This is a genomic window from Paenarthrobacter sp. TYUT067 (genome assembly GCF_023656375.1).
Lineage (GTDB): Bacteria > Actinomycetota > Actinomycetes > Actinomycetales > Micrococcaceae > Arthrobacter.
This window is the reverse complement of record NZ_JAMOIT010000007.1, coordinates 128038-151779: the sequence shown is the minus strand read 5'-3', so window position 1 is coordinate 151779 and position 23742 is coordinate 128038. Positions and strand designations below refer to the sequence as shown.

General features: G+C 62.4%; 27 protein-coding genes. 14 read left to right on the top strand and 13 right to left on the bottom strand.

Annotated features, from left to right (window positions below; all coding sequences use genetic code 11):
- Positions 1-62: 62 nt before the first annotated feature.
- Both MOD31_RS08520 and MOD31_RS08515 read right to left on the bottom strand, forming a co-directional pair.
- Positions 63-551 (bottom strand): SRPBCC domain-containing protein, encoded by a 489-nt coding sequence (locus MOD31_RS08520; protein WP_250820334.1) that lies wholly within the window; start codon positions 549-551, stop codon positions 63-65.
- A complete protein-coding gene (locus MOD31_RS08515; protein ID WP_166842373.1) occupies positions 548-910 on the bottom strand; it encodes a helix-turn-helix transcriptional regulator in 363 nt (120 codons plus the stop codon). Before MOD31_RS08515 ends, MOD31_RS08520 begins: the two co-directional genes overlap by 4 nt.
- Before the next feature lie 311 nt (positions 911-1221).
- Between MOD31_RS08515 and MOD31_RS08510 the strand changes: the two genes are divergently transcribed.
- From MOD31_RS08510 to MOD31_RS08500, 3 genes are all read left to right on the top strand, one after another.
- Entirely contained in the window at positions 1222-1896 is a 675-nt protein-coding gene (locus MOD31_RS08510) for an SRPBCC family protein (protein WP_250820333.1), read from the top strand.
- Between the two features lie 111 nt (positions 1897-2007).
- Positions 2008-3147, top strand: a complete 1140-nt coding sequence (locus MOD31_RS08505) for an LLM class flavin-dependent oxidoreductase (protein ID WP_250820332.1) — start codon at positions 2008-2010, stop codon at positions 3145-3147.
- Between the two features lie 41 nt (positions 3148-3188).
- Positions 3189-3653 (top strand): rhodanese-like domain-containing protein, encoded by a 465-nt coding sequence (locus tag MOD31_RS08500; RefSeq protein WP_250820331.1) that lies wholly within the window; start codon positions 3189-3191, stop codon positions 3651-3653.
- Here MOD31_RS08500 and MOD31_RS08495 read toward each other — a convergent pair.
- The 4 genes from MOD31_RS08495 to MOD31_RS08480 all read right to left on the bottom strand — a co-directional run bounded on the left by MOD31_RS08495 (position 3617) and on the right by MOD31_RS08480 (position 7054).
- Entirely contained in the window at positions 3617-3982 is a 366-nt protein-coding gene (locus MOD31_RS08495; RefSeq protein WP_250820330.1) for a hypothetical protein, read from the bottom strand. The two genes, MOD31_RS08500 and MOD31_RS08495, sit on opposite strands and share 37 nt — an antisense overlap.
- A gap of 126 nt (positions 3983-4108) precedes the next feature.
- Positions 4109-5269 carry an LLM class flavin-dependent oxidoreductase gene (locus MOD31_RS08490; RefSeq protein ID WP_250820329.1) on the bottom strand — a complete coding sequence of 387 codons (1161 nt, stop codon included), beginning with the start codon at positions 5267-5269 and terminating at the stop codon, positions 4109-4111.
- A gap of 19 nt (positions 5270-5288) precedes the next feature.
- Positions 5289-5948 (bottom strand): methionine ABC transporter permease, encoded by a 660-nt coding sequence (locus tag MOD31_RS08485; protein WP_011776065.1) that lies wholly within the window; start codon positions 5946-5948, stop codon positions 5289-5291.
- 2 nt (positions 5949-5950) lie between these two features.
- Entirely contained in the window at positions 5951-7054 is a 1104-nt protein-coding gene (locus MOD31_RS08480; protein ID WP_250820328.1) for a methionine ABC transporter ATP-binding protein, read from the bottom strand.
- Positions 7055-7275: 221 nt separating this feature from the next.
- On the opposite strand from MOD31_RS08480, the gene MOD31_RS08475 reads away from it, so the two are divergent.
- From MOD31_RS08475 to MOD31_RS08450, 6 genes are all read left to right on the top strand, one after another.
- Complete coding sequence (locus MOD31_RS08475) at positions 7276-8160, top strand: MetQ/NlpA family ABC transporter substrate-binding protein (protein ID WP_223940916.1); 885 nt, start codon at positions 7276-7278, stop codon at positions 8158-8160.
- A gap of 88 nt (positions 8161-8248) precedes the next feature.
- Complete coding sequence (locus MOD31_RS08470; protein ID WP_250820327.1) at positions 8249-9598, top strand: LLM class flavin-dependent oxidoreductase; 1350 nt, start codon at positions 8249-8251, stop codon at positions 9596-9598.
- Positions 9595-10137, top strand: a complete 543-nt coding sequence (locus tag MOD31_RS08465) for a GNAT family N-acetyltransferase (protein WP_250820326.1) — start codon at positions 9595-9597, stop codon at positions 10135-10137. The genes MOD31_RS08470 and MOD31_RS08465 overlap by 4 nt, the downstream gene beginning before the upstream one ends.
- A 205-nt stretch (positions 10138-10342) precedes the next feature.
- A complete protein-coding gene (locus MOD31_RS08460) occupies positions 10343-10513 on the top strand; it encodes a hypothetical protein (RefSeq protein WP_178994140.1) in 171 nt (56 codons plus the stop codon).
- A 250-nt stretch (positions 10514-10763) separates the two neighbouring features.
- On the top strand, positions 10764-11903 hold the full coding sequence (locus MOD31_RS08455; RefSeq protein WP_142937960.1) for a glycosyltransferase family 2 protein: 1140 nt from the start codon (positions 10764-10766) through the stop codon (positions 11901-11903).
- 7 nt (positions 11904-11910) lie between these two features.
- Positions 11911-12087, top strand: coding sequence for a hypothetical protein (locus MOD31_RS08450; protein WP_165450171.1), 177 nt, complete (start codon positions 11911-11913; stop codon positions 12085-12087).
- Between the two features lie 106 nt (positions 12088-12193).
- Here MOD31_RS08450 and MOD31_RS08445 read toward each other — a convergent pair whose 3' ends face one another.
- The gene (locus MOD31_RS08445) at positions 12194-13444 is read right to left on the bottom strand and encodes a hypothetical protein (RefSeq protein ID WP_250820325.1); all 1251 of its coding nucleotides are present in this window, start codon (positions 13442-13444) and stop codon (positions 12194-12196) included.
- Between the two features lie 365 nt (positions 13445-13809).
- On the opposite strand from MOD31_RS08445, the gene MOD31_RS08440 reads away from it, so the two are divergent.
- On the top strand, positions 13810-14289 hold the full coding sequence (locus tag MOD31_RS08440; protein ID WP_250820372.1) for an NUDIX domain-containing protein: 480 nt from the start codon (positions 13810-13812) through the stop codon (positions 14287-14289).
- On the opposite strand, the gene MOD31_RS08435 is transcribed toward MOD31_RS08440, so the two are convergent.
- A complete protein-coding gene (locus tag MOD31_RS08435) occupies positions 14284-15063 on the bottom strand; it encodes an SDR family NAD(P)-dependent oxidoreductase (RefSeq protein ID WP_142937958.1) in 780 nt (259 codons plus the stop codon). The two genes, MOD31_RS08440 and MOD31_RS08435, sit on opposite strands and share 6 nt — an antisense overlap.
- 80 nt (positions 15064-15143) lie before the next feature.
- Here MOD31_RS08435 and MOD31_RS08430 point away from each other — a divergent pair, with 80 nt between their 5' ends.
- Entirely contained in the window at positions 15144-15743 is a 600-nt protein-coding gene (locus tag MOD31_RS08430; protein WP_250820324.1) for a TetR family transcriptional regulator, read from the top strand.
- On the opposite strand, the gene MOD31_RS08425 is transcribed toward MOD31_RS08430, so the two are convergent.
- From MOD31_RS08425 to MOD31_RS08415, 3 genes are read right to left on the bottom strand one after another with little or no spacing between them, the layout of a single operon-like run.
- The gene (locus MOD31_RS08425) at positions 15740-16519 is read right to left on the bottom strand and encodes an alpha/beta fold hydrolase (protein ID WP_250820323.1); all 780 of its coding nucleotides are present in this window, start codon (positions 16517-16519) and stop codon (positions 15740-15742) included. The two genes, MOD31_RS08430 and MOD31_RS08425, sit on opposite strands and share 4 nt — an antisense overlap.
- Positions 16520-16573: 54 nt before the next feature.
- Complete coding sequence (locus MOD31_RS08420) at positions 16574-16765, bottom strand: helix-turn-helix transcriptional regulator (RefSeq protein ID WP_166842360.1); 192 nt, start codon at positions 16763-16765, stop codon at positions 16574-16576.
- Positions 16762-17199, bottom strand: a complete 438-nt coding sequence (locus MOD31_RS08415) for a hypothetical protein (protein WP_250820322.1) — start codon at positions 17197-17199, stop codon at positions 16762-16764. Before MOD31_RS08415 ends, MOD31_RS08420 begins: the two co-directional genes overlap by 4 nt.
- A gap of 64 nt (positions 17200-17263) precedes the next feature.
- Between MOD31_RS08415 and MOD31_RS08410 the strand changes: the two genes are divergently transcribed.
- Positions 17264-17836 carry an MOSC domain-containing protein gene (locus tag MOD31_RS08410; RefSeq protein WP_250820321.1) on the top strand — a complete coding sequence of 191 codons (573 nt, stop codon included), beginning with the start codon at positions 17264-17266 and terminating at the stop codon, positions 17834-17836.
- A gap of 112 nt (positions 17837-17948) precedes the next feature.
- Here MOD31_RS08410 and MOD31_RS08405 read toward each other — a convergent pair whose 3' ends face one another.
- Both MOD31_RS08405 and MOD31_RS08400 read right to left on the bottom strand, forming a co-directional pair.
- Entirely contained in the window at positions 17949-19916 is a 1968-nt protein-coding gene (locus MOD31_RS08405; RefSeq protein WP_284705321.1) for an ABC transporter ATP-binding protein, read from the bottom strand.
- A complete protein-coding gene (locus tag MOD31_RS08400; RefSeq protein ID WP_250820320.1) occupies positions 19913-21646 on the bottom strand; it encodes an ABC transporter ATP-binding protein in 1734 nt (577 codons plus the stop codon). The genes MOD31_RS08405 and MOD31_RS08400 overlap by 4 nt, the downstream gene beginning before the upstream one ends.
- 161 nt (positions 21647-21807) lie before the next feature.
- Here MOD31_RS08400 and MOD31_RS08395 point away from each other — a divergent pair, with 161 nt between their 5' ends.
- Together MOD31_RS08395 and MOD31_RS08390 are read left to right on the top strand one after the other, a co-directional pair.
- Complete coding sequence (locus MOD31_RS08395) at positions 21808-22806, top strand: aldo/keto reductase (protein WP_250820319.1); 999 nt, start codon at positions 21808-21810, stop codon at positions 22804-22806.
- A gap of 73 nt (positions 22807-22879) precedes the next feature.
- Entirely contained in the window at positions 22880-23716 is an 837-nt protein-coding gene (locus MOD31_RS08390) for an alpha/beta fold hydrolase (protein WP_250820318.1), read from the top strand.
- Positions 23717-23742: the final 26 nt, after the last annotated feature.

The window sequence follows — 23742 nt, the reverse complement described above, 5'->3', positions numbered from 1 at the left end:
TACGCCGGCGACGGCGGGAGGCGCCCGCCGTCGTCGGCATCTTTTTGCTTTGGGTTCAGTGATCAGGCATTGGCAAGCATGGCGTCGATCTGCCCGACTGCTTCCCGCATTCCCTCATCCATGCCCATCTCGACCATCTTCTGCATCTGTTCTTCGGAGTCGAAGGTGGACGTGATGGTCATGCGGGTGCGGTTTTCCAGGGGCTCAAGTTTCACGGTGGCGTGGGTGATACCCAGGTCATCTACCGGCTCGCCTTGTTCGTCGGCGAATCCGTCGTCGAACTCAAGGTGGTCCGGGGAGTTGACGGCGGTGAACTTCCACCAGCCCCGCGCTTTGGTGCCGTCCGGACCGGTCATGTAGTACGCGGCCTTCCCGCCAACGGTGAATTCGTGCGTCTCAAAAGTGGCCGGCCAGGTGGGCGGTCCCCACCAACGCTCAAGCTGCCGGGGGTCTTCCCAAACCTGCCAGACGCGCTTCACGTCGGCATCGAATTCAGAAACAATGCTGAAGCTCAGTGCCTCAACATCCTTGTTTACGCTGACAACAGTCATGGCAGATCCCTTTCATCATCTTCGGCGAGTATGTCCGCAATCCGGTCGGCTCGTTGCCTCCAGATCATTTCCAGTTGATCCAGCAGATGGCGGGCTTTCTGTAGTCCTTCATGGTTTCCCCGCACGATCTGTTCCCTCCCACGCTTCTCCTTAGTCACCAGGGAGGCCCGTTCCAGGACCGCAACATGTTTTTGTACGGCCGCGAAACTCATGGTGTAGAGCGCAGCAAGCCCGGAGACCGAGTACTCCCCCTCGGTCACCCGGGCCACGATGTCCCTACGGGTGGCATCGGCCAAAGCCTGAAAGATCCGGTCGATCTCGGCGTCGGAGAGGTGTGTACGGAGCTGATCTACAACCATTTGGTTGTACGATATCGCTGACTCGTAAGGGTGTCAACGGGTTACCGACGCGACAGTTCGCCGGCGACAGTTCGCTGGCGACACGCACATTCACCAGGGCCACCCACCCGCGCCACCAATCGCCTTCCCGGCGCTCTCTCACATAACGCGCCATTTCCGCCGACGCTCTATCACCGGGTGATAGAGCGTTGGGCGGAAGGGCCCGTTATGTGAGAGAGCGCTTGGGCTGACCGGGCCTGTTATTTCCCTCCTCAAAGACCGACAATGTAAGTATGCTGATTATTATCGGGCAAGACTAAGAGGAGGACACAGTGACCACGAAAGTGAACAAGACAATCATGGTCAATGTCCCGGTCAGTACGGCCTACAGGCAGTGGACCAAGTTCGAGGAGTTTCCACACTTCATGGGCGGCGTTGAGCGCGTGACACGGCTCAGCGACGACCGGCTGGAATGGGTGGCCCAAATCGCGGGCGTCCATCGCCGCTGGGAAGCCAAGATCGTCCAACAGGACCTGGACCGAGCGGTGGCATGGGCCGCCGTTGAGGGTGCCAAGAACGCAGGTTGGGTTGATTTCAAAGAAGCAGGCCCAAGCCAGACGTCACTGCATCTGTCCTTGGAATACGAACCGCACGGCGTCCTCGAGTTCCTGGGCGACAGGTTGCACATTGTTGAAAGGCAGGCTGAGTCAGACTTGAAGAAGTTCAAGGAGTACATCGAAAAGCAGGCACCGGAGACCGGCGACGAGAACCCCAGGCCAGGGACTGCCGCTGCCGGGGCGTCGGCTACCCCCGCCTCGGACTCGACACCGATCGTGGATCCCATCACCCACCCGTTCGATCAGACCAACGGCCTGGCCGACGTGGATGGTGACTCCGACGAAACCGCCGAGAGCGACACGCGCAGTGCCGCAGAACGGAAGCAGGACGAGGAGCGCGGACCGGGCTTCATACCGCCACAGAGCGGCTTCCTGCCGGGACAGCACTAATCCCTCCTCCCTTGTGACGACCCGTTTCGCTGCGTTTCGTAGGATTTAGCACGGTTGAGCGGGGTGACGGACCGGCTTGGGCGCAAGCACCTCGCTCCGTAGTGTCGAGCCATGCCGAAGCCTTCAGCCACTCCGCTCTCCGTCCTCGATCTGAGCCCGGTATCGGCCGGTCAGACTCCCGGCGATGCCCTGCGTAGCACCCTTGCCCTTGCCGCCGCTGCCGAGGCTTCCGGCTACTCGCGGTATTGGCTGGCCGAGCACCACCTCAACACCGGCGTTGCCGGGTCAGCCCCGCATATTCTGGCCGGGTTGGTTGCCTCCGCCACCAAGACCATCAGGGTGGGCACCGCGGCAACGTTGCTGGGGAACTACCGGCCTCTCCAGATTGCCGAGAGCATCGGGACGCTCGCCGCCGTTTTCCCGGACCGCGTGGACTTGGGCTTTGGCCGCTCCGGTCCGCCCAAGTCGCCCAGCGAGCCCGCACCGGGGGTGGTGGCCGCTGACTCTTCGGAGCCCACCGATCGCGAGGTTGACGGACTGCTGATCCCCGCGCCGCGCCCCATCTTCGGCGCTGTCCTGCCCAGGAAGTTCCGGCTGCAGGGTGAACTGCTGGGCCGCTTCCCGGGAGACGCGGACAACTTTGAGAATGACATCCAGGACATCATCGGATTTTTCACCGGCGAGTACAGGACCAAACACGGCGAGGAAGTCACGGCAACACCCGCCCTCGGCCAGGCGCCGCAGTTCTGGGTCCACGGCTCAACAGCCGGACCCAGTGCACGGTTGGCCGGCAAGTTGGGCCTCCCCTTCGGCGCGAACTACCACGTGGCACCGGCGGGGGTTCTGGACTCCATTGCCGAGTACAGGGCCCACTTCGAACCCTCCGCAGCCTTGCGGGAACCGCATGTGATCGTCTCCGCGGACGTGCTGGTAGCTCCGGACGAACGCCAGGCCCAGCGCTTGGCCCGCGGCTACGAACACTGGGTGCACGGCATCCGCAGCGGCCACGGCGCCATCCCGTACCCGTCACCAGACGATGCGTTGGAGCTCACCTTGGATGCGGAAGCCAAGGACCTCATCAAGGACCGCTTGGACACACGGTTCGTGGGCGATCCCCACCAGGTCAGCGAAGGTCTCCGTACCTTGCAGCGAGCCACCGGCGCCCAGGAACTGCTCATCACCACCATTGCCCATGACCCCGCCGACCGTCAGAACTCCTACCAGCTGCTGGCCGAAGCCTGGGGCCTCTAGCCTTTTCCGATTTTCCAACCACCACCTAGCAAGGGAGCACCATGTCCAACGAAACCGCCGTCCAGGAACCCGTCCAGGAATCAGTCCAGGACACCCAACTGATCACCGCCGATGCCGCGGCCAAGCTCATCAAAGAAGGTGCCCTGCTGATCGATGTCCGCAGCGAAGGCGGCCGCGCCAGCACCGGCGCAGTCCCCGGCGCTGTGGTGGTGAACCGCGAGCACGTGGACGAAGACTTCAGCCCTGAATCCGCACACCGCCTCGCCCAGCTCAGCGGCACCGACCAGAAAATCGTGGTGTTCTGCGGCTCCGTGAACGGTTCACGACCCGTCGCGCAAAAACTCAAGGTCCTCGGCTACACCAAAGCTGTCCACGTGGACGGCGGCTTCCCGGCCCTCCGCGATGCCGGCGTCCCCACCACCGGGCCCACCGCCCCGCCCGTCGAAGCGACTCCGCCCGCAGCCACCACTCAGGCGTCCACCGATTCGGTGGCTTCCGAGCGCTGAGTACCTGCCGCCGTCGGGCCTTCCGGCGTCAGCACCACCGCCGTCGTCGCGGCTTCCTTTCCGGAAGTCACGACGGCGGCACTCGTCTTTGCGCGATCCCGCGCCTCACGAAGCCAGTCGATTCCAGCGGCGAGCGGGGCGACGCCCAGAAAAATGCGGCACATGACGATGCCTTGGTGGAAGGCGTTCTTGGAAGCTTGGCCGGTGGCGGCGCCGTGTGCCTGCAGGAACCGCATGACCGTGTGTGAATCAGCACCCAAGGCCCGGACCCACCGATAAACGGACACTCCCGAATGGAGCATCCGGAGTGCCGTTTGTCGGCGGGTCATAGCGTCGGCGGGGAACGACGGGCGGCATTGCACCTGAAGGGAAAGCGGTTCGTGAGAGAGGGACGCCAAAAAACCCGCGGGATGTGAGAGAGGGACGCCCAAAAACCCGCGGGATGTGAGAGAGGGTCAGGAAGCGTCAGCCAGCACCCGCGCTCGGGCGGCGGCTTGGCCTGCCCGGAGCTCCTCGGCGGTCCGGCCCTGCTCCCGATGCGCCACTTCCTGCTTCAACTGCGGGATGACGTGCTGGCCAAACTCGAGTGCGTCCGGGACGAAGTCGTAACCGCGGAGGCCGAAGATCTCGAATCCGAGGTCGTGGTAGTCCAGGATCGCTTGGGTGACGGTGTCGTAGCTGCCAACCAACGCCGTCGCACTTCCGCCTCCGCCGCCTGCTGCTTTGGCGAGGGCCGTCCAGAGGGCGCGGTCGTGCAGGTCAGCACGTTCCGCGGCAGCGAGCAGCCTTTGGGTGCCGGCAGCTTCAGGCTTCTGGTTGTAGTGGCGCACAGGATCAATGACCTCGCCGGCAGACCGTCGCGCCTCGAACGTTCCAAGGATGGCGTGTGCCTTCTCCCACGCCAATTCGTCGGTGGCAGCAACAATGGGCCGGAAGGCGATCTGCCAGCGCAACGGTTCAACTCTGCCCAAAGCAGCGGCCCGCGCAAGGATCTGCTCTTGCTGCGAAGCGGCGTCGGCCAGCGGCTCGCCGAAGAGCGCATAGATGTCTGCTTCAGCGGCGCCCACAGACCACGCGGCTTCGGAGGAGCCGCCAAAGGAAATACCCGGCCTCTTGCCGGCAAAGGGCCCCAAACCAGAGGCAAAGTCCTCAAAGCGATAGTGCTCGCTGTCCCAGCTGAACGACTCCCCGGACCACGACCGCCGAACGATCTGCATGTACTCCTGCGTCCGGCCGTACCGGGCATCCTTGGCCAGGAAATCACCCTCGCGGGCCTGGTCCGCTTGGCTTCCGCCGGTAATGAAGTGCACGGTCAGCCGGCCTTGCGCGATGTGGTCCAGCGTCAGGAAGGAGCGGGCGGCGAACGTCGGATGGGAAACGTTGGGCCGGTGTGCCAAACGCAGCTGGATTCGCTCCGTGTTCGCAGCGACCCATGCCGCATGGACTGAGGGATCCTGCGTGGTGGAGTTGTACGCAAAAAGTACGTGGTCCCAGTTGTTGTCCTCGTGGATCCGCGCAATGCGGGCCGCGTACTGGGGGTCGAAGAAAGACGTGGTGGCAGGCGAAGTCTCCGTGGAGTCGTTGCCGGCGCCCATGCCGAGGAACTCGATAGGCATAATAATTCTCCAAAAAGACTTAGCGGCGAAGGATGCGCTGGGCCAGGAAATTACCCAGCAACTGCGCGGCCTGGACCATGACGATGATGATCAGGACTGTCACCAGGGTGACTTCCCAGTTGAACTGCTGGTAGCCGTACATGATGGCGAAGTTGCCCAGCCCACCGCCGCCGATGTACCCGGCCATGGCAGACATGTCCACGATCGCGATGATCATGAACGTGTAGCCCAGGATCAGCGGTGCCAGCGACTCGGGAATCACCACGGACCACAGGATGTGCAGTCGGCTGTCGCCCATGGCCCGGGCGGCCTCAACCACGCCAGGGTCTGACGCCACCAGGTTTTGCTCCACTACCCGACCAATCACCACACCGGCCATCAGCGCCATGGGCAGGATCGCGGCAGTAGTGCCAATAGTGGTGCCCATGATGATGAGGGTCAGCGGCGCAATGGCCGTGATGAAGATGATGAACGGGATGGGCCGGATGATGTTCACCAGAAAATTCAGGAACGAGAATACGGCCTTATTGGCAAACAGGTTTCCGGGCCTGGTGGCGTAGAGGGTGACGCCCAGCGCCAGCCCGGCGATGCCGCTGAGCAGGACGGTGATGACCACCATGTAGATGGTCTGTTGGAAGGATTCGCCCAGCACGGGCAGGAGGGTTGTCCAGTCGGTCATGGCTATTCTCCGGCGTTCGCGGGGACGGGAAGGTGCGGAACGGCACTATCGGCGGGGGCCGCCGTCGGCGTTTGGCGTTCGACGGCGGTGACGTCACCAAGGTCGGCGAGCGCAGCGTCAATCGCGGCGTCGCTGCCCGTGAGCTCGTAGGTGAGGGTGCCGAGGATCTTGTTCTGAATCTCGGTGACGCCGCCGAACACCACACTGGAACCCACGCCGTGGCGCTCGAACGTGGCCGCAACCAAAGGGGTGGGCGCTGCCTCTGAGATGCCAACGGAGACGAGCTGGCCCGGGTGTGCCGCGGTGAGGCGGCTGACGGTGTCCGGTCCCGGGGTGCCGTGGACGGCCGTGGAAACGAAGCGTTGGGTGGAGTCGCTGCGGGGGTCGGCGAATACGGAGTATGTAGGCCCGGATTCCACTACCCGGCCGGATTCCATCATCACTACGGTGTCGCAGATTTCCCGGACAACGTGCATCTCGTGGGTGATCACCACAACGGTGGTGCCGAGTTCTTTGTTGATGCGGCGTAGAAGGCGCAGGACGTCGCGGGTGGTTTCCGGGTCCAGTGCGCTGGTTGCTTCGTCAGCGAGGAGGATGTCCGGGGCGTTTGCCAGCGCACGGGCAATGCCTACGCGTTGCTGCTGCCCTCCGGAGAGCCGGCGTGGGTAGGAGCCTGCCTTGTCCGCGATACCCACGAACTCAAGAAGCTCCTCCACGCGCGGCTTGATCTTCTCTTTGGGCCACCCTGCCACCTTCAACGGATACGCGACGTTCCCGAACACGGTGCGGGACTTCAGGAGATTGAATTGTTGGAAGATCATGCCGATGCCGGCACGGACTGTGCGCAACTGGCTTTCGGGGAGCGACGAGATGTCCTGGCCTTTGACGTAAACGTGGCCCTCGGTGGGACGTTCCAAGCCGTTGAGCAGGCGGACCAGCGTGGATTTTCCGGCACCGGAATATCCCACGATGCCTACTACAGTGCCCTCTTCAATGTCCAAGGTGACGTCGTCTACGGCCCGCACTGCTTCGGTGCGTTGGCTGCGCTTGCTTCCTTGGATCGGGAACAGCTTGCTGACTCCGCGCAGGGAAACGATCGCGCTCACCGGAGCCTCCTTCGGGGTTGATTGAATGCCCATTCCAGCAGCGCGGTCACCGGGTGACCGAACCGCGTGAAGCCCTGTGACCTGCGGTTTCTTCCCTTGACGGCCCGCGTCGGAGTGTTGCGCAGGCATTCGATTCACACCATCCACCGTGCCTAGCGTGAGCCGAGGGGAACACCCTGCACCTTCCATTCGCATCAAGACCCTTTGTACGGAGAAGCATCATGAAGAACCGCCTGTTAGTCGCCGCCGTCGGCCTGATCGCCGCCCTATCGCTCTCGGCATGCGGGGGTGCGTCAAGTGGTTCCACAACCTCTGCGAACACCAAGGTGGTCATCGGCGTGGACGACGGTGCCGAGGAGCACTGGACCATCCTGAAGAACAAGCTCAAGGATCAGGGCGTTGATCTTGAGGTCAAGAACTTCACAGATGGCGCGCAGATCAATACGGCAACCCAGCAGGGCCAGGTGGACATCAACCTCTTTCAGCACCTGAAGTACCTGTCCCAGTTCAACGTCAACAGCAATGGCTCGCTGGTCCCGGTAGGCGCTACCGCCGTTTACCCGCTGGCTCTGTACTCGGAGAAGTTCAAATCCGTTGGTGAGCTGCCGGCGGACGCCGAGGTTGCGATTCCGAACAACCCCACAAACCAGGCCCGCGCACTGCTGAACCTGCAGACCGCCGGCTTGCTGCAGCTCAAGGATGGCGGCAACTCGCTGTCCACTCCGGCTGAGATCACCTCGAGCAAGATCAAGGTTGTCCCCGTTGACAGCAACCAAACGGTGAACGCGCTCAAGGGAACCACGGACGCCGCCGTCGTGAACAACACCCAAGCCCAGAAGGGTGGACTGGGTGACGAGAAGATCATCTTCAAGGAAGACCTGAACTCCGAGTCCCTGGCCCCGTACATCAACGGCTTCGTGGTGAAGGCCGACCGTAAGGACGACGCCACGTGGAAGAAGATCGTTGATGCCTACCACTCCCCCGAAGTTGAGGCCTCGGTGACCAAGCTCAACGACGGCAACTTGCAGTTCAAGGCTGACTGGACCGCTGCGAAGCTGCAGGAAGTCCTCACTGCTGAAGAAGCAGCCATCAAGAAGAGCAAATAGCACTTGAGGGGCGGCGGCCCTGCGCCACAGAGTGCCGCCGCCCCTCAACCTTCCTGACCCCAAGAAGCAACAGCACCGAAACAGGCCCATGAATCAGACACTCATCCGTGAACGCCAACAGATTCACTTCTTCGCCTACCTTGTGGGCACAGGCATCCATCTGGCTTCATGGCGCCACGAGACAGCGTTCCCTCAGGCGAGCATCGACTTCGCCCACCAGGTACAGCTCGCCAAAACTGCCGAAGAAGCCAAGTTCGACGCGATCTTCCTGGGCGACTCCCTCGCGATCGATGAGACGTCCAATCCGGGCATCCTCAACAGGTTCGAGCCCATCGGCCTGGTCACGGCCTTTGGCGCGGTCACCAGTAACATCGGCCTCATCGCCACGTCCTCCACGTCCTATGACGAGCCCTTCAACTTTGCCCGGGCGGCCCTCACAGCTGACCACATCAGCGGCGGCCGTGTTGGCTGGAACATCGTCACCACGCGGGACCTCACCAATAGCACAGCCGGCAACTTCAGCGCCGTTGAGCACTTCGACCACAGCCTCCGCTACCGCCGCGCTGAAGAATTCGTGGAGGTCACCCAAGGGCTCTGGAATTCCTGGGATAGGGACGCTTTCCTCTACAACAAAGCGCAAGGACGCTTCTTTGATCGCCGCAAACTCAGCCGGCTGGACTACCAAGGCGAGTTCTTCAAGGTCGCCGGCCCCCTGAACATCGGGCCCTCTCCGCAGCACTCCCCTTTGCTGGCCCAAGCAGGCACTTCCGTGCCGGGCCAGAAGCTAGGGGCACGCTTCGCCAACGCCCTTTTCGCGAGCCACCCCGACATTCCGCAGGCTCGGCAGTACCGGGAGTCCGTCAGGGCTCAGGCGAAGGCGTTCGGCCGGAATCCCGAGGAAATCTACGTCTACCAGGCCATCTCGCCCGTGGTCGCGGACACCCGGGACGAAGCTTTGGAACGCATCCGGGAGTTGGACAACCTCATCACCGATCAGCAGGTGCTGGATTTCCTGCAGGAATACTTCGCCGGCCAGCTGGATTTTACCGGGCTCGGTGCTGACGCCACAGTGGCCCAATCCGGCATTCCCACCATCACGCAGCCCAGGACGGACTTCCGCTCCGCCGGGGAACAGATCCGCGGACGCGAGGACGAGGTCACGCTCAAGGACCTCTACTCCATCCTCACAGGCGACAAACGTAACCTCGACTTCATCGGAACGCCCCGCCATGTGGCCGACTCCTTGGCCCGCTGGCACGCCGAAGGCGCCGCGGACGGCTTCAACCTCATGTTCTCCCTCCTCCCCCAGGACCTGGAGCGCTTCGCCACCGGCGTCATCCCTCTGCTCCAGGAACGCGGCCTTGCGCGCACTGAGTACGCGGGCACCACCCTGAAATCGCACCTCGGACTCGATCCGCAGCCGAAAGGACAATCATGACCACCACACCAACCGTTGCCACCGGCACCCACGTGATTCGGCACGCCCGCCCCGAAGAGTACGACGCCGTGGGGCGGCTGACGTACGAAGGGTTTGGTCATCATCAACCCGGCGCACGCCAGCCCGACGAACAGCGTCTTGAACTCTTGCTGGACGCCGCGGCAAGGGCACGCGAAGGCGTGCTGCTGGTTGCCGAAGACGTGGAAACCGGACGCTTGGTAGGCACCGCCAGCCTCCTGCCCTTTGGCTCACACCTCAGCCGGCAGGCCGAAGAAGGTGAAGTGGAGCTCAGGCTGCTGGCCGTGCTCCCGGAGGCCCGCCGCGCGGGGCTTGGCCAGCGGCTCCTGGATGAATCCGCCCGTATTGCCGCCACCCGGGGCGCAGACCGCGTAGTCCTGGACACCGCCGTCGATAATGAACCGTCGCAGCGGCTCTACCGCCGCCTTGGCTACGTCCGCCGGCTGGAGCGTGAAAAGGAGCGCCCTGCGCCGAAGGTCCAACTGGTTGTTTACACGCTGGAACTGGCTGCATCGAGGTGACTCCAGCGGCGATACACGGCGTCACGAGCAACGTGTAATCGGTCACACTTAGCCGGATTGACTTGTCAACGGCGCCGGGCAGCATGAACCATGAATGAGGGAATTCGTTCCCGCACAAGCTGAATCAGCAATCCTCACCGACGAGGATGCGGGCCCCGGGCGAAGAAGCTTGGGGCTGTCACCGGCCTGAGTGAAAGTACTGACAATGACGACACATACTGACTCCATCACGCTGAAAATCTGGGACAAGTCGGCAATCGACCACACGATCGATGCCGCTATTGAATCCCTCTCCCACCGCGCTGCCGCCGAAAACTGCGGAATCGCGGTAACCCTTAGCGGCCCCAAGACCTTCACGGTCAGCCTGAACCGCTAAGCAGCTCAAGCTACACGCAAGAGGACGACGCCGGGACGCCCCGACGTCGTCCTCTTTCGTTTAAGCGCGCCACACCACGTCAGTACATCCCAAAGTCAGTACAAGTGGGCCCCGACCCCGAAACGTGACGGCGCTCAGAAAGTCCTGAGCAAACCTTGAGACTTCCTTGATGGTTTCCCTCCCCTGATCTTGCGTTCGCGTTGGAACTCTAAGTGAGTCAACGCTTCAAGGCACGAACGGAGGGATCACAATGCTCACGGAAACAACAGCGGCACCTGCCCCGGCAAGCGCCCCGGACACTGCAACCAGGCGTCGCCGATCCCACCGTGCGGCCGGCGGGGTAGTCACCGTCCTGGTTCCGGCGCACAACGAGTCCGCCGGCATCACCGAGACGCTCCACTCCCTGAACAACCAGACCCATCGCCCGGATCGCGTCATTGTGGTGGCAGACAACTGCACTGACGATACTGAGGAACTTGCACTGGCCCAGGGTGCCGAGGTGATCCGCACTGTGGGGAACAAGGACAAAAAAGCCGGTGCCCTGAACTTCGCCCTCAGTCAGCTCCTTCCTGATGCCGACCCCGAGGACTTGGTCCTGGTACAGGATGCCGACTCACAACTGGCCCTGGACTTCATTGAAAACGCCACCAAGAACCTGCTGGCCGACGAACTGCTCGGCGCCGTTGGCGGAGTGTTCAGCGGCGGCCCCGGCGGCGGCTTTGTGGGCCACCTCCAGCGCAACGAATACGCCCGCTACGCCCGGGACGTGAAGCGGCTTCACGGCAAGTGCCTGGTGGTTACCGGCACAGCAGCCCTTTTCCGTGTCAAGACATTGCGCGACGTCGTAGCCGCCCGGTTGAAGGGCACACTCCCTCCCGGCAACGGCAAGGGCGGCGTCTACGATACGTCGGTTTTGACCGAAGATAACGAACTCTCCTTTGCCCTGTTGACCTTGGGCTACCGCATCGCATCTCCCTCGAACTGCACGCTGGTCACAGAGGTCATGCCCACGTGGCGTGAACTGTGGTCCCAGCGGCTCCGGTGGAAGCGCGGCGCGGTGGAGAACTGCGTGCAATACGGATGGACCAAAGTGACTCGGCCGTACTGGGGACGCCAGTTCCTCTCCATGATCGGCGTCGTAGTGACGCTGGCTTACTTTGGTTCCCTCCTGTTCGCGCTGATATCCGGAATGGGCCTGAACCTTCAGCCTTTCTGGATTACCGTCACCGGCATTTTCATCCTGGAACGCATAGTTACTGTGCGCTTCCGGGGCTGGAGGTACATGCTCCTGGCCGCAACCATGTACGAAACCGTGATCGACATCTTCCTCCAGGCTGTTCACGCCAAGGCGTACCTGGATGCAGCATTCAACAGAAAGAAAGTTTGGTAACTGACTCATGTACAACAACCCAGTAGCCCCAGTGACAGGGGCAGCAGCAGCCGGAATGGGTTCCGGAACGCTCGCATTGACCGGTGCAGGGGACCTCTTCTGGTTCGCACTGGCAGCCTTCGCCATGCTGGCACTCGGCCTTGCCATCAAGAGGATCGTCCCTGTCCGGGCCCAAAAGGGCTAGGCCGGAGCATCCAGGCCGGCCACTTAGCCCGCAGTTGTGTCGCTACCCCCAGCGCGACACGACTGCGGGCTGGGTGTGACCCGTTTCCGGGCTACGTGCTACCGCACTAGGAAACCAGTGCCGTGCTGGCCGAGAATTTAGCCACCGTGGTGTACCCGGCCTTAGAACCTGTTACCCGCACACTCATGGAATCAGCCTGGTCAGCGCTCACCAGCTTGTAGCTCCTGGAGGTAGCTCCGGCGATTGCCGCACCCGACCGGTACCACTGATACGTCAGGGTGCTCCCGGACGTCCACGTCCCGGGGTTGGCCGTAAGCGTAGAACCCACTGCGAGCGTTCCGGTGATGACGGGGGTTGGGGCTACCAGCGTCCCTGCCACCACGGTTGCCGTGGGTGCGGACTCCTTGGTTACCGTGGTAAATCCGGCTTTGGTTCCCGTCACACGAACCGTCAGAGTGCTACCTTGGTCAGCTGCTGCAAGGAGCCGTGTGGCCGCGGTTGCGCCGGCAATTGCTGTGCCGTTCCTGAACCATTGGTAGCTCAGGGCGGTTCCTGTGGTCCAGGTTCCCGGTGCTGCTGTCAGCGTTGAGCCCACAGCGGCCGTGCCTGAGACGGTGGGCGTTGGTGCGGTGAGCTGACCTTGATCTGCAGGCACGAAGGAGAAGTCACGGATGGTCACCGTTTCAGGAGAAACGTGTGCGGCGTCCCCTCCGCCACCACCGGTGACCCACAGGTTGAAGTGAATTTGCTCCTTTGCCGGAAGCGGGACAGTAGAACCTTCAAGGACAGTCCGCTTCAGGAGGGTTCCGTCGTAGCCCTCGCCTGCAAACGTCTCATACGTCAGCTTGCCCGGTTCCCACACCATCCTGTGAGTGAGAATCGGAGCATTGGTGACATCGAAGGTGACAGTGTTGTTTCCCTGTCCGGGCGGCAAGGTGGCGTCAAACCAATATCCATGCCCTTGGGTCACCGGCCAATCCTCACCGTACGCGGCGCCCCCGCCCCAGGCCGAGGCCTCACAAAGGTCAATCTCCGTGTATCCGGGCTCGGCATTGGGATCGTACGTGAACAGGCAACCCCACACCACTTCCTTCTGCAGGGAGCTAACGTCTTTTTCCACGGTGGTGCTGTACGTTCCGTACCCGAAACCTTCACGCGTGGACTGGAACTCAGCACCCTTCGGAGCCGAGCCCGTGGGGTTGCTGATGGAGAGCTTGACGTACCCGTTGGCATCCGGGTTACTCACATTATTCGCATCCCAACTGGCGTTATACATGGGCGCACCGCCCCAAAAACGCTTCTGCCAGTTGAATCCTTTCCAGGCAAAACTTCCCACCGGGCCGGGATCCTCAGCCATGGGCGTGGTGTCCGCCGCATGTGATGGACCTATTCCTGTGAACATCGATAAACCGACCGCAACGATGACGGCCAACCCCATTGCTTTTCTTCCCCCATGTGGAAGGAGCCTCACTGACAATGCCATAGCTGTTTCCTCCTGCTGATGCGCCCAGACCCGTCAACGGCTGATGCCGGTGACCGCAACGACGTTCCACCCCCGAGGAACGCCTGTCCTCGATTATCAAGTAGCAAGGGCCCTGTCGGAAGGAAAATGAACAAGCAAAAATCATTGGCCCGACATCAGTTGGATAACGGCGCCAACTCCACGAGTAGCCTTGACCTGTCCGAGAGACTTTTTCCGCCTCGCCAAACCAGGGAGGGAACATCACAATCCGCAGCGCTGGCATCCTCCTTCACCGGCGAAACACGGCCGGGCAATTGGAGCTTTGGATAGCCCATATGGGCGGACCCTTTTGGGCCCGCAAAGATGAACACGCTTGGTCCATTCCCAAGGGAGAATTCCCTGAGGACGAAGACGCATTGGATGCCGCCCAGCGGGAATTCACTGAAGAAATAGGAACACCGCCACCGTTGGCGGATTACGAACTTTTGGGCGTTTTTAAACAGCCCTCCGGAAAGCTGATCACCGCGTTCACAGCAGAAGCCAGCGACTTTCAACCGGAAAAGACTGTCAGCAACACCTTCCCCATGGAATGGCCCAAGGGCTCGGGTGCCATCAAGGATTTCCCGGAGATCGACGACGCCAGGTGGTTTGAGGAAACAGTGGCCCGGACCAAGCTCGTCAAAGGGCAAGTGCCCATTGTGGACGCACTGGTCCGGCACCTTGGTGAGAAAACCCTATAAGGCCGACCAGCCGCCGTCGGACGCCAGAATGGCGCCGTTGACGTTGGTGCCGTCGTCACTGAGCAGGAAGGTGATGGAAGCAGCCAATTGTGCTGCGGTTGCGGGGGTGGGAACAGTGGCCTGCATCAGGGGACCCAAGCGTTCAGCAGCCAACTGCGATCCCCAGTTCGCCACAATGTTGGTGATGGTTGGCCCCGGAGCCACAGCGTTGAAGCGAAGCCCCTTGGGTCCGTACATCACGGCAGAATTCTTGGTCAGGCCCACCACCGCATGTTTGGACGCGGTGTAGGCGGCCCCGGCGGCCGAACCACGCAGGCCTGCCTCGGAAGCAACGTTCACGACGGAGCCCGTTCCGGCATCGAGCATCAGTGGTACCACTGCGCGGGTGAGGCGCATGAGGGACGTGACATTGATCCGGAAAACCCGCTCCCAGAGCTCGTCATCAACCTCGTGAATCGGCGCAAAGTTGTCCATGATTCCCGCAACGTTGGCCAAGGCGTCCACACGTCCGTCCGCAGCGGCGATGACAGAGGCCACCGTCTCTTCAGAGGAAATGTCGCCAGCCACCGGTATCAGGTCCAGGCCGGCGTTCTCCTCCACAAGAGCCTCCAACCGTTCTTGGCTGATGTCGGCAGCAATGACCCTGCCGCCCTCCTTTGCAATCCGAAGCGCGGTCGCCTGGCCGATTCCCGAGGCTGCGCCCGTGACGATGATGGTCTTGCCGGCGAAACGGCCGTTGGTAATGGCCTCCTGCCATGAAGCGTCGTTGCCCATGATGTCCTTCCGATGATTGCTGGGTGATCCCGCCAGCTTATGACACTCTGTGTCATTATGTAAGAGTGAATACTGGAGGAATGACTTCGGAAGTTGCCAAACCCCCGCGTCCCAGCGGCCGGCCCGCCACCATTGACCCAGACGCCGTGGCCGGACTGGCCTTGGGCCTCTTCGCTGAACACGGGTACGAGAACACCTCCATGGAGGACATCGCCAAGGCCGCCGGAATCGGACGCAAGAGCCTCTACCGCTACTTCGCCAGCAAAGCCGACCTCGTGTGGGGCGGAAGCGAACCGGTGGTGGAAGCCTCGACGCTCGCCTTCGGCTCGTTCCACGGCCCCGGAACGCCCGACGGCGGCGTGCTGGCAGGGTTGCGCGCGGCGGCGATCGCCGGAGTAGCCGTCATCCCGGACCTGTCCGTCACCCGCGGCAGACTCCGCCTGATTGCCGAGCACCCTGAACTGACCAGCCGCAGCTACGAGTCCCTGGCCCCCCAGCGCGAAAGGGCCCTGGCTTTCCTTGTTGAGAATGGCTTGCCCGACTCTGCTGCCCGCTACCTGAGCGCCGCGTACCTCGCAGCCACCTTCGAAGCATGGATGCAGTGGGCCGCGGGCTCGGAGCCAGACCCAACCCCGTACCTGCTGGCTGCCCTGGAGGTGTTGAAGGTTCCCGCTGGCTAGCGGCTCTTTCTGGCGATGAATTGCCGGATCCATTCAACTGTCTCGGGGTGGTCCAAGTGGAGGCCGTGCCCTGCGCCGGGAAGCCGCACCAGTACGGAGCCACGGATGTGCTGGCGCATCAGCAGTGCATTGGGCAAGGGCGTGAGCACGTCCTCAGTTCCATGGAGTAAGAGCGTGGGGGCTTGGATGAAACCGAGATGACTCCAGGCGTCGTGCTCGCGGCTAGCGTTAAAGTGTCGCGCCTTGGCCCATGCCGACGCGTGGGAGTTGAAGAACGTGTGAACCGCCGCAGGATTGCTTTGCGCCCATTCAGCATCGAAGAAGAGCGGCTCCAGCCGGGACATATCTCCACTGGTCAAGGCGTCCAATGCCTCTCGATCCGGCTGGGTCACAGCGTCGGGCCACTTTCCACCGCTCGTTGCGGCAAGAACCAGCGTACGGACTCTCTTCGGGTAGTCGATGGCCAACCACTGGCCTATACGCCCGCCCATCGAGTGACCGTACACGTGTGCTAAATCCACACCCGCGGCGTCAAGGACGGCTACGGCATCCTCGGCGAGAAGCCGCGTCGTGTAGCGCTCGGCGTCACCCTTCCCACTCCGACCAATCCCGCGGTGATCGAAGCGAATGACGCGGTATGAGCGGGACAGAAGTTCCGCCGTCGGACCCCAACCGTCCATGGACGTGGCCTGTCCTGCGATCAGGAGCATTGGTTCACCCTCGCCTTCGGACGTCCAGGCGAGTTCAGCGCCGTCGGCGGCCTCAGCAAAGTTCACCGTGCCACAGTATCCGGGCCGCCCTCAAAGCGCTGCGGCGCAGGACACAGTGTGTCAATCAGCAGTGAAGATGTCCTCGATGGCGCAGTCGAAGGTCCTGGCAATCTGGAACGCCAACGGCAGCGAGGGATCGAACTTCTCCCGCTCGATGGAAATCACCGTCTGGCGGGACACTCCGAGCGCGGCAGCCAGATCCGCTTGCGTCCAGCGCCGTTCCGCGCGACGCTCCGCGAGGTTGTTCTTCACTTCAGAGCCCGGTGGCGGATGACGAGGTAGCGCGCTCCGGCGTCCACCGCGCTCAAGCCGACCAGGGCCAGAAGGATCGGAAGGGCATCCACAGCGATGCGTCCGATGACCAGCACCATAGCGGCCGCGATGGTGGCGACGAGGACGTCGATGAAAGCTCCGGCGCCGGCTTGGCGCATCCACTGCAGCTCCACGCTTTGTTCGCCGTGGGCATCGCGGGCCACCGTGTGGTTCGACACGAAAACCTTGGCACCCAGCGACATGGCCGGGTAGGCGGCACAAAGGGCTCCAATCCCCGCAGCGAGCCAGAAGTCATCCGGGTTTGATGCACCCACCAGAACAGAAACCGCCATGGTCAGGATGATGCCGAGCGTCACCGCCAACACGTAGTGATGGAACGGTGCCCGCCTAGATGTAAAGGAAGCTTTACTCATCTTCAAAGTAAAGCATCCTTTACACGTGGAGGCAATGGTTGCGCATCGACGCTAGCGTTGAGGGATGAGCGCTGACCACAGATACGACGTCGAGGTGCTGCACCTTCTGGTGTCGCCGGCCCACGCCTACTTCGGCCGCGCCCGCGAGGGAGCTGCAGATGTCCCCACCACCGACGCGGACCACGCGGAATTGGTATCGGGCAAAGGCATTGTTGGCGACAGGTTCTTCGGCAAGGCCGCACACATGGATGCTGCCGTGACGTTGTTCGCGGTGGAGGCTCTTGAGTCCATCGCAACTGAGCTTGGCGCTGGACCTTTTGACCCTCTCCTGACCCGTCGAAATGTGGTGCTGCGAGGCGTTGAGCTGGCTCCCCTGCTCGGACACGAGTTCACCCTTGAGGCCGGCGGAGACACCGTGCGGCTCAAGGCCGGGCGACCCGCCCACCCCTGCGCCTGGATGGATGAAATGCTCGCTCCCGGCGCCCACAAGGCGATGCGCGGGCGGGGTGGCGTACGGTGCCAGGTGATCACAGGCGGCGTGCTGCATCGAGGCCCGGCAGTACTCGTGAGCCCCGTGCCGCTCGACCCTGCTAAGGCCGGGGACGCCAACGTGCTGAGACCATCGAGGTTGCCATAATCCCGTCGCTTCCAGCCCTTCTTTGAGCCATCAATACCCCAAAATCAACCTATACTAGTTGCAAAGCGGCCCATCGGCGTCGAAAGTTGGGCCAGAAGCGAAAGGCCAGACCTCACACCTCAGAGACGGGCGCCGCGAACTGGGCCTCGTACAGCCGCGAGTACGCCCCACCCGCGGCAAGCAGCTCCGAGTGTGTCCCCTGCTCCACGATCTGCCCGGCCTCCATCACCAGGATGAGATCGGCGTCGCGGATGGTGGAGAGCCGGTGGGCGATCACGAAGCTGGTCCGGTCAGACCTCAACGCGTTCATGGCTTTCTGAACCAACACCTCGGTCCGGGTGTCCACGGAGCTGGTGGCCTCGTCCAGGATCAACACCGAGGGTCGGGACAGGAAGGCGCGGGCAATGGTGAGCAGCTGCTTCTCACCGGCCGAAACATTGCCTCCCTCGTCGTCCAGCAAGGTGTCGTACCCCTCGGGCAAGGACCGAACTAAGCGATCCACATAGGTTGCCTGGGCGGCCTCCTGTATTTCAGATTCCGAAGCCGTGGGCCTGCCGTAGGCGATGTTGTCCCGGATGGTCCCGCCGAACAGCCAAGTGTCTTGGAGAACCATCCCCATCCGCGAGCGCAGTTCCTGCCGCGAGAGAGACGCAATATCCACGCCGTCCAGGGTGATGCGCCCGGAGTCCAGCTCGTAGAACCGCATCATGAGGTTCACCAGGGTGGTTTTTCCCGCTCCTGTCGGCCCCACAATGGCGATGCTCTGGCCTGGCTCGGCAACCAGACTGAGGTCCGTAATGAGCGGCTTGTCCGGCGAGTACCTGAAGGACACCTTCTCGAATACGAGCCGCCCGCGCGACGGCCCGGAAGCAGAAGCAACGGGCTCCTCCGACTCTTCCTCCTCATCCAGCAGATCGAACACCCGCTCGGCTGATGCAACGCCGGATTGCAGCATGTTGGCCATGGACCCCAGCTGCGCCAAGGGCATGGTGAACTGCCGCGAGTACTGGATGAAGGCTTGGACGTCACCCAACTGCATGGAACCGGAGGCGACTTGCAGGCCACCCACTACGGCGATCCCCACGTACACCAGGTTTCCGATGAACGTCATGGCCGGCATGATCAGGCCGCTCACGAACTGCGCCCCGAAGCTCGCCTGGTACAACTCCGAGTTCTTGAGACGGAACTTTTCCTGCACCTCGTTCTGCCGTCCGAAGACTTTCACCAGCGCATGCCCGGTGTAGGTCTCCTCGATCTGGCCGTTGAGTTCACCGGTGTTCTTCCACTGCGCCACGAACAATTTCTGCGAGCGTTTGGCGATCAGCAGTGTGGTTCCCAGCGTCAGCGGAATGGTTACCAAGGCGATCAGGGCCAGCAGCGGTGAGAGCAGGAACATCATCACCAGCACACCCAGCACGGTCAGAAGGGAGGAGACCACTTGGCTGATGGATTGCTGGAGGCTTTGGGAGATGTTGTCCACATCATTGGTGACGCGGCTGAGCAGTTCTCCACGCTGGATTTTGTCGAAGTAGCTCAGGGGCAGCCGGTGTATTTTCGCTTCGATCCGTTCACGCAAGCGGTACACGGTGCGTTGGACAACGCCGTTGAGCACGTACGCCTGCATCCAACCGAACGCTGAGGCCAGGACATACAGCGCCAGCGCCCACAGCAGCACCGAGGACAGCGCAGCAAAGTCGATTCCGACGCCGGGAGTGAGGGTCATGGCGCTCAACATGTCGGCCTTGCTGTCCTCACCTGAGGCGCGCAGCCCTGCGATCACGTCGGCTTTGGAGGCGCCGGCGGGAAGCTGTTTTGAGACGACGCCGGCGAAGATCAGGTTGGTGCCTTCGCCCAGTAGCCTCGGACCAATGACAGACAAGGCAACACTGACCACGGCGAACACCAGCACCAGGATCAGCCAGAATCGCTCCGGCCGCAAGGTTCCCAGCAAGCGCCGGGCGGAGGCACTGAAGTTCGTGGCCTTCTCGGCCGGGATGTTCATCCCAGCGAAGGGTCCTCCGCGGCCCGGTCCCATGGCTGGCCGTTGAGGACCGCGCGGCCCGGCTGATACTGCACTCATGCTGCCTCCTCCGCCGCGGGCTGGGAGGACACGATTTCCCTGTAGGTTTCGGAGGTCTCCAGCAACTCATGGTGCGTTCCGCGCCCAACAATCCTGCCGTCGTCGAGCACTAAGATCTGGTCCGCATCCGCGATGCTGGACACGCGTTGCGCCACGATCACCAGCGTGGCTCCGTTGGTGTGGCGTTTGAGGGCCTGCCGGAGCCGGGCATCGGTGGCGGTGTCCAAGGATGAGAAGGAGTCGTCGAAGATGTAGAGCTCCGGCTGTTTCACCAGCGCCCGGGCGATCGCAAGCCGCTGCCGTTGACCGCCGGAAACGTTGGTGCCGCCTTGCGAAATGACCGCATCCAGTCCGCCTTCCATCTCTTCCACAAAATCCCGGGCCTGGGCGACGGACAGCGCCTGCCACAGCTCGTCCTCAGTGGCATCGGGTTTGCCGTACTGAAGGTTGCTGCGGACTGTTCCGGAGAAGAGGTAGGGCCGCTGCGGCACCAGCCCGATGTGACCCCAGAGCAGATCCGGGTGCAGTTCGCGGACGTCCACGCCGTCCATCCGAACCGACCCGGACGTGGCGTCGAACAGCCGAGGCATGAGGTTCACGAGCGTGGTTTTGCCGGCACCGGTGCTGCCGATGATTGCGGTGGTCTCCCCCGCTCGGGCGGTGAAAGAAAGCCCGCTCAGCACCGGCTGTTCGGCACCCGGGTAGGCGAATCCGACGTCGTGCATTTCCAGTTCGCCGCGACGGATGCCGCCCGTGACAGGGTTCGACGGCGGCTGGACACTTGATGCGGTGTCCAGAACCTCGCCGATGCGGTCGGCAGAAACGGACGCACGCGGGATCATCACAGCCATGAACGTGGCCATCATGACCGACATGAGGATTTGCATCAGGTAGCTCAGGAACGCGATCAACGTGCCCACCTGCATGGAGCCGTCCTCAATCCGAAAGGACCCGAACCAGATCACCGCCACGGAGGAAACATTCATCACCAACATGACCACAGGGAACATGAGAGCCATCAGACGGCCGGCCCGCAGCGCAACGTCAGTGACGTCGTCGTTCGCTTTGGCAAAACGGGCGGCTTCCATGTCCTCCCGGACGAAGGCCCGCACCACACGGATACCGGTGAGCTGCTCACGGAGGACCCGGTTCACGGCGTCGATCCGGACCTGCATCTTGCGGAAGAGCGGCACCATCCGCGTCACGATCAAACCGACGGCCACCAGCAGCACCGGCACGCAGACGGCGATCAGCCAGGAGAGTTGGGCGTCCTGCCGCACGGCCATGATCACGCCGCCAATGCTGAGCATGGGTGCCGCCACCATGAGCGTGCAGGACATGAGCACCAGTTGTTGCACCTGCTGGACGTCATTGGTGGAGCGCGTGATCAAGGACGGCGCCCCGAATTTGGTGACCTCCTGCTCGGAGAACTCCCCCACCCTGCTGAAGATGGCGTCTCGGAGATCACGGCCCATGCCCATGGCGGCCTTCGCGCCGAAATACACGGCCACCACCGCACACGCGATCTGCACCAGGGTAATGAGGAGCATGAGCCCGCCCATGCGCAGGATGTAGTCCGTGTCCCCGGTGGCGACGCCGTTATCGATGATGTCGGCGTTCAGCGTCGGAAGGTAAAGGGACGCAATGGACTGCGCCAACTGGAAGACGACGACGGCGATCAGCAGCCGCTGATGCGGCCGCAGGAACCGAACAAGGACCTTCCACAGCATGGGGTCTCCGAGCCAGAGCGATGTAAACCGAAGGCCAGTTTACGTCTGGTTGCTGTGGGCAACTAGAGGGATGTGAGGGGTAATGTCAGGGACTCCCTCACACCGGTCCGGCCCCATAACGTCGAAGTAGTCATCAGCCCAAACAGCAGAGGAGAACAACCATGGAGAAGCGCACACTCGGCACCGGCGGCCTGGAGGTTTCCGCGATTGGCATGGGATGCATGAGCATGAGCGGCGGCTACAGCGAACGGCCGGATCGCGACGAAATGATCTCCCTCATCCGCACAGGCGTGGAACGCGGCGTGACGTTCTTCGATACCGCCGAGATCTACGGGCCCTACGCCAATGAGGAACTTGTTGGCGAAGCATTGGCACCGTTCAAGGATCAGGTGGTCATCGCCACTAAGTTCGGCTGGGACATCGACCCCGCTGAGCGGAAGCCAAGCGGCAAGGTCACCAGCAGGCCCGAGGTCATCAAAGAAGTAGTTGAGGGATCCCTGCGGCGGCTCGGCGTGGACGCACTGGACCTCTACTACCAGCACCGCGTCGATCCGGAGGTGCCAATCGAGGACGTGGCAGGTGCCGTAAAGGAATTGGTAGACGCCGGAAAGGTGAAGCACTTCGGTATGTCGGAGGCAGCCGCAGGCACCATCCGGCGAGCCCACGCAGTTCTCCCCGTGGCTGCGGTTCAGAGCGAGTACTCGTTGTGGTGGCGCCGTCCGGAGGAAGAAGTCCTGGGTGTATGCGAAGAGCTGGGGATTGGTTTTGTACCCTTCAGCCCACTCGGCAAAGGTTTCCTGACCGGCACCATCAACGCTTCCACCAGCTTCGAATCCGGCAACGACATCCGCAGCACCATCCCCCGGTTCACGCCCGAGGCCATGCAGAACAACCAGGCCGTGGTGGACCTCCTCGCCGGAATCGCTGAACGAAAAGGCGCGACGCCGGGCCAGATCGCCTTGGCATGGTTGCTGGCACAGAAGCCTTGGATTGTTCCCATTCCCGGTACACGGAAACTGCACCGCCTGGAAGAAAACCTGGCCGCGGCCGACGTCGAACTTTCATCTGCTGAGCTGGACGAAATCGAGGCGGCCGCGGCGAAAATCACCGTGGAGGGTGGCCGCTACAACGAGGCTGGCGAGCGAATGACCAACCTGTAAACCCGTGCCGGCGTCGCAGCCGGACAGTAGGCTGGAAACGTTCGTGTTGAACCGCATCGAAGGGACTTGAGTTTTGGCTTACATCACCGTCGGAAACGAAAACAGCACTGAGATTGAGCTTTACTACGAGGACCATGGGACCGGCCAGGCAGTGGTCCTGATTCACGGCTACCCCTTGGATGGGTCCTCCTGGGAGAAGCAGACAGCCGCACTGCTGGACGCCGGCTACCGCGTCATCACCTACGATCGCCGCGGGTTCGGTAAGTCCAGCCAGCCCACGGAGGGTTACGACTACGACACCTTCGCCGCTGACCTGAAGACCTTGCTGGACACGCTGGACGTGAACGACGCCGTTCTGGTGGGATTCTCCATGGGCACAGGCGAGGTGGCGCGCTACATCAGCACCTACGGTTCGGCCCGTGTTGCAAAGGCCGTGTTCCTCGGTTCGTTGGAACCGTTCCTGCTGCAAACCGACGACAACCCGGACGGCGTGCCGCAGGAAGTCTTCGATGGCCTCGCCGCCGGCGTCAAGGCTGACCGCTACGCCTTCTTCACCGAGTTCTTCAAGAACTTCTACAACAGCGACACCTTCCTGGGCACGGATCGTCTCAGTCAGGAAGCCGTGGATGCGAGCTGGAACCTGGCCAGCAAGTCGGGTGCTTTCGCCTCGGGGGCAGCCCAGCCCACGTGGCTCACCGACTTCCGTGCCGACATCCCCAAGATTGACGTGCCTGCCTTGATTGTTCACGGCACTGCGGACAACATCCTCCCGATCGACGTCACCGGCCGGCGTTTCAAGGACGCCCTGCCCAGCGCCGAGTACTTGGAGATTGAAGGCGCACCGCACGGCCTGCTCTGGACGCACGGCGCCGAAGTCAATGAGGCCCTGCTGGCGTTCCTCAAGAAGTAAAGCCCGGAGTTTTTGTACAGCAGATG